The sequence below is a fragment of the Actinosynnema pretiosum genome, from assembly GCF_024171695.1.
Lineage (GTDB): Bacteria > Actinomycetota > Actinomycetes > Mycobacteriales > Pseudonocardiaceae > Actinosynnema > Actinosynnema pretiosum.
The window spans coordinates 73,392-85,960 of the sequence record NZ_JAMTCF010000003.1; the positions used below are offsets into that span (position 1 = coordinate 73,392).

A 12,569-nucleotide genomic window follows, 5' to 3' on the forward strand; every position below is an offset into this window, starting at 1 on the left:
GGCGGGCGCGCGGGCGAGGATGGTGCCATGAGCGAGCCACGCGAGCAGGCCGAGGCCGACCAGCACGTCATCGTCGTGGGCCCGGACGGCGCCCCGGTGGGGGCGGCCCGCCTCACCGGCGGTGAGGACGGGGTGCCCCAGGACGTGACCGACCTGGTCGAGCAGCCCGCGAAGGTCATGCGGATCGGCACCATGATCAAGCAGTTGTTGGAGGAGGTCAGGGCGGCTCCGCTGGACGAGGCGAGCCGGGCCAGGCTGAAGGAGATCCACAAGCGGTCGATCCACGAGCTGGAGGACGGCCTGGCCCCCGAGCTGCGCGACGAGCTGGAGCGGCTGTCGCTGCCGTTCACCGAGGAGGGCACGCCCTCGGACGCGGAGCTGCGGATCGCCCAGGCCCAGCTCGTCGGCTGGCTGGAGGGGCTGTTCCACGGCATCCAGACGGCGCTGTTCGCCCAGCAGATGGCGGCCCGCGCCCAGCTGGAGCAGATGCGCGGCCGTGCGCTGCCCCCCGGCGGCGGCGCCTCCGCGTCGGCCGCCGAGGGCGGGCACTTCAAGGGGACCGGCCAGTACCTGTGAGCTGTCCCACGCGCCCGTCCCCGAGCGCCCGCGACGCGGGTTCCGGGGGCGGGCCTGGAGCGGGCGCCGGGAGCGGGCACCGTACCCGGCCGCCGGTCACTGTGAGACATGGTTGGCGGAACAGGAGGGGATGATCCGCCTTTTTCACTACGACGCGTGCATCTAAAACTACGGGCGCTTGTTCGTTCGAGTGACGAACATCCACCGCTGCGGTAGGCAGTAATCGCAACGTGACCGACCGGCGGGGAACACAAGAAAGCGTCGCCGGTACTCTCAATCACCGTGCAACCCACTAGTACGGTCGCCGACCCCCAGGCACCCCTCGCACCTGACTCCCGCACGTTCGCACGCGCGTTCGCGGACGTGCGCGACGCCTGGCGAAACAGGGCGCTGTGGGGGCACCTCGGCTGGCAGGACATCAAGCAGCGCTACCGCCGGTCGGTGATCGGCCCGCTGTGGATCACCATCTCCATGGGGACCACGGCCGTGGCGATGGGCTTGCTCTACTCCCAGCTGTTCGGCCAGGACATCTCGACGTTCCTCCCCTACATGACGGCCGGGTTCCTGATCTGGAACTTCATGGTCGGCTGCATCACCGAGGGAACGGACGTCTTCATCGCCAACGAGGGGCTGATCAAGCACCTCCCGGCGCCCATCACGGTGCACGTGCTGCGCCTGGTGTGGCGGCAGATGCTGTTCTTCGTGCACAACCTGGTCGTCTACGTGATCGTGGCCGGGATCTTCTTCGGCACGCTCTCCGAGCCGTACCACATGCAGGGCGACCCGAACCTGCACCCCGGCATCAGCTGGACGATCCTGCTCGCCATCCCCGGCTTCTTCCTGCTCGCGGTGAACGCGGTGTGGGTGGCGCTGCTGTTCGGCATCATCAGCACCCGCTTCCGCGACATCCCGCCGGTGATCCACAGCTTCATCAACCTGGTGTTCTTCATGACGCCGATCGTCTGGCACACCGGAATCCTGTCGAAGCTCGGCGAGGGCGGCGGCGACTGGCGAGTGCTGATCGCGGAGCTGAACCCGCTCTACCACTTCCTGGAGATCGTCCGCGCGCCGCTGCTCGGCCACGCGCAGGACTGGCACCACTGGGTCGTCGTGGGCGCCTTCACCGTGATCGGCTGGGCACTGGCGCTCCTTGCGCTGCGCAACTACCGCGCGCGCGTCTCCTACTGGGTCTGAGTGAGGCCGTAAGCAAATGGTCAGCATCGACGTCTGGAACGCCTCGGTCGACTTCCCGATCTTCGACGCGAAGTCGAGGTCGCTCAAGAAGCTCGCACTGGGCAAGGTCGGCGGCAAGATCGGCTCAGAGGGCCGCGTGCCGATCATCGAAGCACTGCACGACATCAACATCTCGCTGAAGCACGGCGACCGGGTCGGCCTGGTCGGCCACAACGGCGCGGGCAAGTCCACGCTGCTGCGGCTCCTCGCGGGCATCTACGAGCCGACGCGCGGCAGCTCGCGCATCGTCGGCAAGGTCGCGCCCGTGTTCGACCTCGGCGTCGGCATGGACCCGGAGATCTCCGGGTACGAGAACATCATGATCCGCGGCCTCTTCCTCGGGATGTCCCGCAAGGAGATGGAGAAGCGGGTCGACGACATCGCGTCGTTCACCGAGCTCGGCGACTACCTGTCCATGCCGCTGCGCACGTACTCGACCGGTATGCGGGTCCGCCTGGCGCTGGGCGTGGTCACCTCGATCAACCCGGAGATCCTGCTCCTGGACGAGGGCATCGGCGCGGTCGACGCGGCGTTCCTGGAGAAGGCCCGCGACCGCCTGAACGACCTGGTGGACCGCGCGGGCCTGCTGGTGTTCGCCTCGCACGCCGACGAGTGGCTCGCCGAGCTGTGCACCAAGGCGATCTGGATGGACGAGGGTCGGGTCAAGCAGCAGGGCGACCTGCGCGAGGTCCTCACGGCGTACAAGGGCCGCGACCCGTTCGCGAACATGAGCGAGGAAACGCTCAAGAGGCTCGGTCAGTCCAAGGTCACGACTGCGAACGGTGGCGAGTAGGACGTGAGCGCACTGCCCAAGGGGTCCGTCGTCGGGGTCGTGGTGACCCGGCACCGGCGCGAACTGCTGGCCGACTCGCTCAAGGTGCTCGCCTCGCAGACGAGGCAGCTCGATCACCTGGTGGTCGTGGACAACGGTCCCGACCAGCCGGTGGACGACCTGGTCGCGGAGTGCCCCATCCCCACCACCTACCTGGTCTCGCACCGGAACCTCGGTGGCGCGGGCGGGTTCGCGCTGGGGATGCTGCACGCGCTCTCGCTGGGCGCGGACTGGGTGTGGCTGGCCGACGACGACGGCAGGCCCGCCGACGAGACCGTGCTGGAGGTGCTGCTCCAGGAGGCCGGTCGCCGGAACCTGGCGGCGATCTCCCCGGTCGTCACGAACATCGAGCGCCCGGAGAAGCTGGCGTTCCCGATGCGCCGGGGCCTGACCTGGAAGCGGGACACCGGCGCGCTGGGCTCCGACTTCCTGCCGGGGATCGCGTCGCTGTTCAACGGCGCCCTGTTCCGCGCGTCCACGCTCGACGTGGTCGGCGTGCCGGACTACCGGCTGTTCTTCCGGGGCGACGAGGTGGAGATCCACCGCAGGCTGGTCCGCACCGGGCTGCCGTTCGGCACCTCGCTGAAGGTGGCCTACCTGCACCCGGACGGCTCGGACGAGTTCAAGCCGATGCTGGGCGGCCGGTTCCACGCCCAGGACCCGGAGAACCAGATCAAGCGGTACTACACCTACCGCAACCGCGGCTACCTGCTGTCCCAGCCGGGGATGCGCAAGCTGGGCCTGCTGGAGCTGGCCCGGTTCGGGCTGTACTTCCTGGGCGTCCGCAAGGACCCCAAGGCGTTCGTGGAGTGGTTGAAGCTGGTGCGGCTCGGCCAGCGGGAGCACTTCTTCCGGAAGTGAGCGCCGGAGCGCGAAGTCAGGCCTGGAGCGGCCCTTGAGGATTCCTCAAGGGCCGCTTTCAGCTTTTCCGGAGCACCTCGCGGCAGAGTTCTCGTTGTGAGGCGGAGGAGCCGCCTCCTCGCTCAGGAGGCGGAGATGGACCGGAACGGCGCCGGGGACGCGGTCGGAGACCGGGTCCCGCCGAGCGGCGCCGCGAGGGGGGCTCGGGGGAGGCCCTCGGACCGGTCGGCCGTCGCACGGCGGGCCGCGGCGTCGCAGGACGTCGCGGTCCGGCCGGGCGGGGTGGCGGCAGGGGGGAACCGCGCACGGGGGGCGCGGTGTCCCGAAGCTGGGGGAAGTCCGGTGCTGGGGGTACCGGGGTTCCGCGTCGGGCCTGGTGGGAGGTCCGCGAGGGCTTCCCACCGGCCACGGCGAAAAGCGAGTTCTGCTCACTTCGTGCCTTGATCACTCCGAGAACCGCTCGGTACAACACCTTCCGCCCGACAACGGGCGCCAGCACTGGGGGAACACCAATGCGCAAGGCAGGCATCACCGCACTGGCCATCGCCGCGACGGCCGCGGCGCTCGGCGGGGCTCCCGCCGCGTCGGCCGCCGAGGCCACCGGCACCGTCACCGGCTTCGTCTGGCAGGACCTGAACGCCAACGGCCTGCGGGACGCGGGCGAACCGGGCGTCAAGAACGCCTACGTCGGCATCAAGGGCCTGAACAGCAGCTACGTCGCCACCGCCGAGGACGGCAGCTACTCGATCACCGCACCGGCGGGCAGCCACGTGGTGCACCTCGGGGACCAGAGCGGCTTCGGCAAGGTCTGGGGCCCGCAGGCCGATGGCGGTTCGGCGTTCGGGCACTGCACCGGCGAGACCGCGCCGATCGGCGTCGGGGCGGGTGAGACCGTGCGGGTGGACGGCGGCCTGGTGCCCGCGGTCTTCGACTTCCAGCCCACCGGGCTGACCCTGAGCCCGGCCAAGGACGTCTACGCCGTGGGCGACGTGGTCGAGGTGCTCGGCGGCATCACGCACGACGGCGCGGGCTGCTCCGGGGCGCACGCCACCCTGGACCTGCCCTCGGGCGTCACCAAGCTGGACCGGCTGGGCGACTACCTGCCGTTCTACGCGACCGACAAGCCGAACCAGGTCACCGGCCAGGTGAACGAGCGCCGCGCGGCGGGCCACGCCTACACGCTGGGGGCGCGCGTCGTGGTCGACCGGCCGCTCGACGCCGCCGCGTTCAGGCTCTCGACGATGTGGGTTCCCTCCGAGGACCCGAACCCGGCGAACAACTCGACCAGCACCACCATCACCGCGAAGTGACCCGCGCGCGCCCCGGCGCACCGCCGGGGCGCCGCACCAGACCGCAGCACCGAACAGCACTGGGGGAACAGCAATGCGCAAGGCAGGGATCACCGCACTGGTCATCGCCGCATCGGCCCTGGCCGCCGCGCCCGCCGCGCTGGCCGAGGAGGCCACCGGCACCGTCACCGGGATCGTCTGGCACGACCTGAACGCCAACGGCCTGCGCGACGCGGGCGAGCCGGGCGTCAAGAACGCCTACGTCGGCATCAAGGGCCTGAACAGCAGCTACGTCGCCACCGCCGAGGACGGCAGCTACTCGATCACCGCGCCTGCGGGCGACCACGTGGTGCACCTCGGGGACAACAGCGGCTTCGGCAAGGTCTGGGGCCCGCAGGCCGATGGCGGTTCGGCGTTCGGGCTCTGCACCGGCGAGACCGCGCCGATCAGCGTCGGGGCCGGGGAGACCGTGCGGGTGGACGGCGGCCTGGTGACCGCCAGCTTCGACTTCCAGCCCACCGAGTTCGCGCTGAGCCCGGCCAAGGACGTCTACGCCGTGGGCGACGTGGTCGAGGTGCTCGGCGGCATCACGCACGACGGCGCGGGCTGCTACTCCACGCACGCCACCCTGGACCTGCCGGACGGCGTCACCAAGCTGGACCGCCTCGGCGACTACCTGCCGTTCTACGCGACCGACAAGCCCAACCAGGTCACCGGCCAGGCGGCCGAGCGCCGCGCGGCGGGTCACGCCTACACGCTGGGCGCCCGCGTCGTGATCGACCGGCCGCTGAACGCCGCCGAGTTCAAGATCTCCACGATGTGGAACGACTCCTTCGACCCCGACCACACCAACAACTCGCTGACCACCGCGATCAACGCCGGGTGAGCTGACCCGGAACGCGGAAGGGCCCCGGTGCGCGACGCGCCGGGGCCCTTCCCGTCAGCCGGGACCGGTCAGTCCAGGGAGCCGTCGAGCGCCTTGCCCTCGGTCAGGTGCGGGGCGATCTTGTTGTCGAACGCGGTCAGCGCCGCGCCGATCGCCATGTGCATGTCGAGGTACTTGTAGGTGCCCAGGCGACCGCCGAACAGCACGTTGTGCTCGGAGGCCTCCTTCTTCGCCAGCTCGCGGTACTTCTCCAGCTTGGCGCGGTCCTCGGCCGTGTTGATCGGGTAGTACGGCTCGTCCTCCTTCTCCGCGGAGCGGGAGAACTCGCGGACGATGACCGTCTTGTCGGTCGGGTACTCGCGCTCCGGGTGGAAGTGCCGGAACTCGTGGATGCGGGTGTAGGGGACGTCCGCGTCGTTGTAGTTCATGACGGGCGTGCCCTGGAAGTCCCCGGTGTTCAGGACCTCCATCTCGAAGTCCAGCGTGCGCCAGCCCAGCCAGCCCTCGGAGTAGTCGAAGTACCGGTCGACCGGGCCGGTGTAGACGACCGGGGTGCCCTCGGGGATGTCGGCGCGGACGTCGAAGAAGTCCGTGCCCAGGCGGACCTCGATGTTCTCGTGGTCAGCCATCTTCTGCAGCCAGGCGGTGTAGCCGTCGACCGGCAGGCCCTCGTAGGTGTCGTTGAAGTAGCGGTTGTCGAAGTTGTAGCGCACCGGCAGTCGGCTGATGACCGCGGCGGGCAGCTCCTTCGGGTCCGTCTGCCACTGCTTGGCGGTGTAGTCGCGCACGAACGCCTCGTAGAGGGGGCGGCCGATCAGCGAGATCGCCTTCTCCTCCAGGTTCGTGGCGTCCTTGGCGTCGATCTCCGCCGCCTGCTCGGCGACCCACGCCCGCGCCTCGTCCGGCGACAGGTACTTGCCGACGAACTGCGTGATCAGGCCGAGGCCCATCGGGAACTGGTACGCGGTGCCGTCGTGCATGGCGAACACGCGGTGCTGGTAGCCGGTGAACTCGGTGAACTGGTTGACGTAGTCCCACACCCGCTTGTTGGAGGTGTGGAACAGGTGCGCCCCGTAGCGGTGCACCTCGATGCCCGTCTCGGGCTCGGCCTCGGAGTAGGCGTTTCCACCGATGTGGTCGCGGCGCTCCAGGACCAGGACGCGCTTGCCGAGCTGAGACGCGGCGCGCTCGGCGACCGTGAGGCCGTAGAAACCGGAACCGACGACGATCAGATCAAATCCAGCGAAGCTCACGAGCGCGAGGGTACGGCAGTGACCCGCTGTGACAGGGAGCACCCCGATTCCGGTGATCCCGCGCTTTTCCCGCCCAGCGCGGAAAAAACCGGGCCCGCTCCGTGGGGAGCGGGCCCGGTGGGGAGGAGCGGGAGATCAGAGGACCGAGCGCGGCATTTCCGGCTTCGGGTTGAACTTGACGCCCTCGACGATCTTCTTGAACAGCTTGACGCGCAGCCCCATGGGCACGCGGCCCTGCTTGAGGCCCTGGTGCACGCGGCCGACGAACTTGGCGAACGCGACCGGGTTCTCGTGGTGCAGGCGGTACGAGGCCTCGTTGCGGGCGCCGTACTCGAACTTCCACATGTTGGAGGCGTTCACGTCGCTGAAGTTCACGCCGCGGTTCACGCCGAGGTCGTGGACGACGACGCTGCTGAGCACCTGCACGCCGGGGCCGGACTTGTTGACGCGCAGCGTGTACTCCTGGTCGTCGAACCAGATGAAGTACTCGCGCAGCGGGAGGCCGTGCTTGGTGAGGGCCCAGCGCGGGAACATCACCGAGACGAAGGAGCAGTGCTTGACCAGCACGTTCTCCTGGCCCTTGGAGATGAGGCGGCCCCAGTCCCAGGTGGTGACGGGGTTGTTCATCTCGCAGATGGAGCCGTCGACCCACTTGACCAGCGAGCAGGCGAACGGGAGCTGCATGTTCAGCTCGGCCTCGGCCTTGGCCAGGCCGTTCAGCAGCTCCTCCAGCGCGTCGCTGTTGGCGTAGCAGTCGTCGTCCATGATCCAGACGAAGTCCGCGCCCAGCTCGTAGCCCCGGTTCATGCCGGTGGCGAAGCCGCCCGCGCCGCCGGTGTTCTCGGTGAGCCGGATGATCTCGACGTTCTCGACGCCCTCGTACTGCTTGAGGACCTCGTCGGTGCCGTCGGTGGACGCGTTGTCCACGATCACGAGCCAGTCGGCCTTGCGGGTCTGGGCCAGCACGTGGTCGAGCACCTTGGGGAGCTTGGCCTTGCGGTTGTACGTGACGACAACGGCGGCAACGGTGCTCACTTGAGCCATCCTTCGTAGGTGTCGCGGACCCAGGTCCGGGCGTCGGGCAGCTTGGCGAACGCGGCGGCCTTGCCTGCCTGCTCGTCCAGCCAGATCTTGCGCTGCTCCGGCGAATTGATCATGGTGCGGATGCGCTTGGTCGCGGTGGAGATGAAGGGGTACGGGTGGCGCGGCAGCAGCAGGTCCTCGGCGATGAGGGACGCCTGCGAGCCGACCTCGGTCGACACCACCGGGACGCCTGCGGCGGTCGCCTCGAACGACGTGAGGGTCAGGCCCTCGTTGTCGGAGGAGATCACCAGCACGTCGGCGTCGGCCAGGGTCCTGGTGACCGGCTTGTCCGGGCCGCGCAGCTCCAGCACGTCGGACAGGTTGAGCCGGGCGATGAGCCCGGTGACCTCGGACGCCAGCTCGCCGTCGCCGTGGACGATGAACTTGATGGGGCTGTCGACCGCTTCCTTCAGGCTCGCCGCGAGCTGCAGGAACAGGTACGGGCGCTTCTGCTGGGTGAACCGGCCGACGAACGCCACCGTGAACGGGGCGCCCGCGGGCTTCTCGACCCCGGCGGCGTTCTCCTCGATCCCCTTGGTGGTGAGGTTGGCCAGCGTCGCCAGCTTCACCTTCTCCGGGTTCACGCCCTGCTTGCCGATGAGGTAGTCGCGCAGCATCGGGGAGATGACGTGGTGCTGGTCGATGACGTTGGTCATCCGCACCGAGATGTCGACGAAGCCGCCGGTGCGCCACTCCAGGATGTGCAGCGAGTCCACCACCGGGAGGTCGGGGCGGATCGACTTCAGCCACGGCAGGCGCTGGGCCAGCCAGGTGCTGTGGTGCAGGTGCACGCCGCGCACGTCGTACGCGGAGAGCACGCCGTTGAGGAACGCGGACTCCTCGGCGGCGGCGACCGGGTGGGTCAGCGGGACGACGATCGCGCCGTCCAGTTCCGGCCGGGTGATCCACGGGTGGGTGGACGGCCGGTCGGTGACCACGATCGGGGTGAACCCCGCGTCCTTGGCCAGCTGGACCGTCTCCAGCGCGAACCGCTCGGCGCCGCCCAGCTCCAGCCAGTGGATGCCGAACAGGATCGCCGGGGTGGTGCCCGCGGTGGTGGCCGTGGTGCCCCTGGTGATGCGGACCGGCGCCTTCTTCGGCACGTCGCGCTGGCGGTAGCGCTTCTCGGTCACGTCGGTGCGGTACTGGCGCAGCACGTCGAACTGCACCGGCGCGAAGAAGCGCACCGAGCGGCGGACCTTGCCGAGCACGCCGGGCAGCTGGTGGTACGCCGAGGCGATCTCGGGCTCGCCGCCCAGGTCGACGGCGAGGTCGAGCAGACCCTCGGTGGCGCCCTTGCCGGTCGTGGTCTGCACGGTGCTGCGCACGACGAGCGAGCCGACGACCTCGCGGTCGTCCTCCCACTCGATCTGACGGGTCTTCTCGTCGGTCAACGAGGGCATCGAGCCCCTGGGACCACGAAGAACGGTGATCCGGAACGTCTGACCGGGCCTGGTGAGCGCGTGGAAATTGATCGCGCCGATGAGGATGCGGCGTTCCCGCTCGTCGAGCAGTCCTCCACCACCGGTCAGGCCGACGCCGCTTTCGTCGAGAAGTTCGACAATTCCTGGAAGCTGGTTCACGGGCCCTTCCGTCACATCTCTCGGTTGTTGTCGAGTAGCGCCGTCGGGGCGGCGTGTGAGGCAGTTGTCGAGCTTACCGAACCCCTGCGGACTCGCTCGGATCAGACCTTGATCGAACGCGGGAGCATCTTCCGCATGGAGCGCTGGCACGGTTCTTCGACATAGCGGTGCAGCAGCCACCCGCCCACGACGGAGAGCACGAGCGCGGCGATCAGCAGGAGCCGGTAGCCCCAGCTGCTCGGGTCGTCCACGTAGCCCCACGAGGTGAGCAGCCTGCGCATCAGGTCGAGCAGCAGCCAGTGCACGAGGTAGAGCGCGAACGAGACCTTGCCGCCCCAGACCATGACCTTGGTGCTGAGGAAGCGCGAGGTGACGTCGCGCCCGCTGACCGCGAGCGAGCCGACCAGGAGCAGGAACAGCGGGACGACGACCACCGTCTCGGTGGCCCCCCACATGAGGTGGCCGTTGATGCGCCAGTCGGCGGCGAAGCGCACCCGCACCGCCGGGTCGTACAGGCAGATCGCGTAGATCACGACCAGGATCAGCGGCAGGACGACGGTCGGCCGCAGGAACCAGGGCAGCTTGGCGGTCAGGCCGTGCCGCAGGACCAGCACCGCGACGATCGCGCCGCCGACGAACTCGGTGAGCACGCGCAGCGGGACGATGCCCTCGACGACCTTGTCGCCGTCCCACATCAGGTCGCTGCCGTCCTGGAAGCCGATGCCGACCAGCACGATCGGCAGGACCGCCAGCAGCGCCAGGCCGATCAGCGCCTTGCTGGACAGCAGGGTGCGGAACTTGGCCAGCAGCACCACGAGGAAGCAGAACGCGATGTAGGCCATCCACTCGGCGCTGAGCGACCAGTCGATGGGGTTCCAGTCGTGGTGGGCCGTGCCCCAGGCCTGCACGAGGAACACGTGCGCCAGGAAGCGGCCGGGCTGGAGCGCGTAGTGGTAGCCGCCGTCGTTCGTGGTGGTCGCCAGCCAGGCCAGGTAGCAGCCCCAGACGATCAGCATGGTGAACATGACCGGCCAGATGCGCGAGAGCCTGAGCCACAGGAACGCGATCATCTTGCGCGGTCCCCACCCGACGATCATGCGGTCGAGGTGGGTGTAGGTGAGGATGAAGCCGGAGAGGACGAAGAACAGGTCGACGCCCAGGTACCCGACGTTCATCAGCGGGATGAGCGGGTAGAGGAAGCCGAACGCCTCGATCAGCTCCGGCCGGAAGTGGAACAGCAGCACCCACAGGGCGGCGAGCGCCCTGATGCCGGTGAGCTGGTTGATGTGCGGGACGCGCGAGGCCGCGCTGGGCGAGCCGTTCACGGCGGGCGGAGCCTGCCCCGTGACCTGCTCGGTGACCTGAGTGTCGGCCTTCTGCATCCCCGTTTCCCGTCCCCTGTCTCGGTTCATCGTCGGCGGAACACCACGCGGCTGTAGGCCGTGTAGTTCCACACCAGGCCCGCGCAGATCGCGGCGAGCTTCGGCAGCCAGGCCGCCAGTCCGGTCGGCGGCTGGTCCAGGGCCGCCATGAGCGCCTCGGCGCCGAGGATCACCACCGGGTGGATGACCCACAGGCCGAAGGCGGTGAAGGCGAAGAACAGCGCGCCCTGCTTGGCCGCGCCACCGCCCCCGCCGCCGAAGGTGAAGTACTTGTTGGCCACGAAGCTGAAGCCCATGCCCGCCGAGGTGGACGCGAAGTTCGCGACCACGAAGGGCAGGCCCGCGCCGGTCAGCACCATGTACAGCACCAGGTCGATGAGCGTGTTCACGCCACCGACCAGGCCGAACCGGACGAGCTGGCCCAGCCCGCCCGACGGGGCGGGCGCCGGAACCGGCGCCGGGACCGGCGAGAGCACCGGTTCCGGCGCGAGCGCCTGCTCGGCGGGGTCGTGCCCCGCCTGGTCGTCCACGGCCACGGTCAGGTGCCCTGGAGCTCGTACTCGGTGGCCGGGGTCCCGTCCTCGGGGGTCCCGCCCTCGCTGCCCTCGGCGGCCTCGGGGGCCCGGCCCGCGGAGCGCGCGACGACCGCGACCGCGTAGAGCGGCCTGCGCTGGACCTCGACGTAGGTCCGGCCGATGTAGCTGCCCAGCACGCCCAGCATGATCAGCTGGATGCCGCCGATCAGGAACAGGGCGATCGTCATGAACGCCCAGCCGGGGACCGCGCTGCTCGGGTCGAGCAGCTTGACGCCCAGCACGTACAGCACGCCGGTGAAGGCGACCACGGACAGCAGGTAGCCGATGCGGCTGATCAGCTTCAGCGGCGTGGTGGAGAAGCCGAGCATCCCGTCGGCGGCGAACTTGAGCATCTTGCGCAGCGGGTAGCCGGTCTCGCCCGCGTGCCTGGCGTCCCGGTCGAACTGCACGGCCTCCTGGCGGAAGCCGATGTAGCTGACCAGGCCGCGCAGGAAGCGGTGCTGCTCCCGGTACTTGGCCAGCTCGGCGACGACCTTGCGGTCGAGCAGCCGGAAGTCGCCGGTGTTGCGCGGGATGTCGATGGAGGCGAGCTTCTCCAGCGTGCGGTAGAAGACGTTCGCGGTGAGGCGCTTGAACAGGCCGTCCTGGCGGGAGCGGCGCTGCGCGTACACCACGTCCACGCCCTGCTCCCAGCGCTCGATGAGCTCCAGGCTGACCCGCGGCGGGTCCTGCATGTCCGCGTCCATGATGATCACGGCGTCGGCGTCGGCCGCCGCGTCCAGGCCCGCGGTGACCGCCAGCTGGTGGCCGAAGTTGCGGGACAGGCTGATCACCGTCGCGCGCTCGTCGCGCTCGCGCAGGGCGAGGAGCTTGTCGAGCGAGGCGTCCCTGCTCCCGTCGTTGACGTAGACGAACTCCAGGTCGTAGCGATCCCGGAGCGGGGTCGTGACCTCGTCGATCGTCTGGTGGAGCAGGTCGATGTTGTCCTGCTCGTTGTAGATCGGGAAGATGTAAGTGATCTTCCGCCGCGAGGCCGGAGCACCCACCATTGCGAT

General features: G+C 69.3%; 12 protein-coding genes. 6 read left to right on the top strand and 6 right to left on the bottom strand.

The features are described from left to right. The first annotated feature begins 27 nt into the window (after window positions 1-27). From LV78_RS06695 to LV78_RS06720, 6 genes are all read left to right on the top strand, one after another. Window positions 28-576: a bacterial proteasome activator family protein gene (locus LV78_RS06695; RefSeq protein ID WP_253843857.1), complete on the top strand. Its 549-nt coding sequence runs from the start codon at window positions 28-30 to the stop codon at window positions 574-576. Between the two features lie 282 nt (window positions 577-858). Continuing rightward, window positions 859-1,770: a galactan export ABC transporter permease subunit Wzm/RfbD gene (wzm, locus tag LV78_RS06700; protein WP_253843858.1), complete on the top strand. Its 912-nt coding sequence runs from the start codon at window positions 859-861 to the stop codon at window positions 1,768-1,770. 16 nt (window positions 1,771-1,786) lie between these two features. After that, entirely contained in the window at window positions 1,787-2,602 is an 816-nt protein-coding gene (gene wzt, locus LV78_RS06705; RefSeq protein ID WP_012782767.1) for a galactan export ABC transporter ATP-binding subunit Wzt/RfbE, read from the top strand. A gap of 3 nt (window positions 2,603-2,605) precedes the next feature. Further along, complete coding sequence (glfT1, locus tag LV78_RS06710) at window positions 2,606-3,502, top strand: galactofuranosyltransferase GlfT1 (RefSeq protein ID WP_253843859.1); 897 nt, start codon at window positions 2,606-2,608, stop codon at window positions 3,500-3,502. A 512-nt stretch (window positions 3,503-4,014) separates the two neighbouring features. Continuing rightward, the gene (locus tag LV78_RS06715) at window positions 4,015-4,812 is read left to right on the top strand and encodes an SdrD B-like domain-containing protein (RefSeq protein ID WP_253843860.1); all 798 of its coding nucleotides are present in this window, start codon (window positions 4,015-4,017) and stop codon (window positions 4,810-4,812) included. 73 nt (window positions 4,813-4,885) lie between these two features. Continuing rightward, a complete protein-coding gene (locus LV78_RS06720) occupies window positions 4,886-5,677 on the top strand; it encodes an SdrD B-like domain-containing protein (protein WP_253843861.1) in 792 nt (263 codons plus the stop codon). 68 nt (window positions 5,678-5,745) lie between these two features. On the opposite strand, the gene glf is transcribed toward LV78_RS06720, so the two are convergent. From glf to LV78_RS06750, 6 genes are all read right to left on the bottom strand, one after another. Next, entirely contained in the window at window positions 5,746-6,930 is a 1,185-nt protein-coding gene (gene glf, locus LV78_RS06725; RefSeq protein WP_253843862.1) for a UDP-galactopyranose mutase, read from the bottom strand. Between the two features lie 135 nt (window positions 6,931-7,065). After that, the gene (locus tag LV78_RS06730; RefSeq protein WP_012782761.1) at window positions 7,066-7,965 is read right to left on the bottom strand and encodes a glycosyltransferase family 2 protein; all 900 of its coding nucleotides are present in this window, start codon (window positions 7,963-7,965) and stop codon (window positions 7,066-7,068) included. Next, window positions 7,962-9,596 carry a glycosyltransferase gene (locus tag LV78_RS06735; RefSeq protein ID WP_253843863.1) on the bottom strand — a complete coding sequence of 545 codons (1,635 nt, stop codon included), beginning with the start codon at window positions 9,594-9,596 and terminating at the stop codon, window positions 7,962-7,964. Before LV78_RS06735 ends, LV78_RS06730 begins: the two co-directional genes overlap by 4 nt. A gap of 101 nt (window positions 9,597-9,697) precedes the next feature. After that, the gene (locus tag LV78_RS06740; RefSeq protein ID WP_253843864.1) at window positions 9,698-10,978 is read right to left on the bottom strand and encodes an acyltransferase family protein; all 1,281 of its coding nucleotides are present in this window, start codon (window positions 10,976-10,978) and stop codon (window positions 9,698-9,700) included. 26 nt (window positions 10,979-11,004) lie between these two features. Next, window positions 11,005-11,514, bottom strand: a complete 510-nt coding sequence (locus tag LV78_RS06745) for a GtrA family protein (protein ID WP_253843865.1) — start codon at window positions 11,512-11,514, stop codon at window positions 11,005-11,007. Window positions 11,515-11,516: 2 nt separating this feature from the next. Further along, entirely contained in the window at window positions 11,517-12,563 is a 1,047-nt protein-coding gene (locus LV78_RS06750; protein WP_253843866.1) for a glycosyltransferase family 2 protein, read from the bottom strand. Window positions 12,564-12,569: the final 6 nt, after the last annotated feature.

Excerpts from the sequence above, each read along its gene's own strand:
- LV78_RS06695 (WP_253843857.1), top strand. The coding sequence starts at position 28 with ATGAGCGAGCCACGCGAGCAGGCCGAGGCCGACCAGCACGTCATCGTC.
- LV78_RS06750 (WP_253843866.1), bottom strand. The coding sequence starts at position 12,563 with ATGGTGGGTGCTCCGGCCTCGCGGCGGAAGATCACTTACATCTTCCCG.
- wzt (WP_012782767.1), top strand. The coding sequence starts at position 1,787 with ATGGTCAGCATCGACGTCTGGAACGCCTCGGTCGACTTCCCGATCTTC.
- LV78_RS06740 (WP_253843864.1), bottom strand. The coding sequence starts at position 10,978 with ATGCAGAAGGCCGACACTCAGGTCACCGAGCAGGTCACGGGGCAGGCT.
- LV78_RS06720 (WP_253843861.1), top strand. The coding sequence starts at position 4,886 with ATGCGCAAGGCAGGGATCACCGCACTGGTCATCGCCGCATCGGCCCTG.
- LV78_RS06715 (WP_253843860.1), top strand. The coding sequence starts at position 4,015 with ATGCGCAAGGCAGGCATCACCGCACTGGCCATCGCCGCGACGGCCGCG.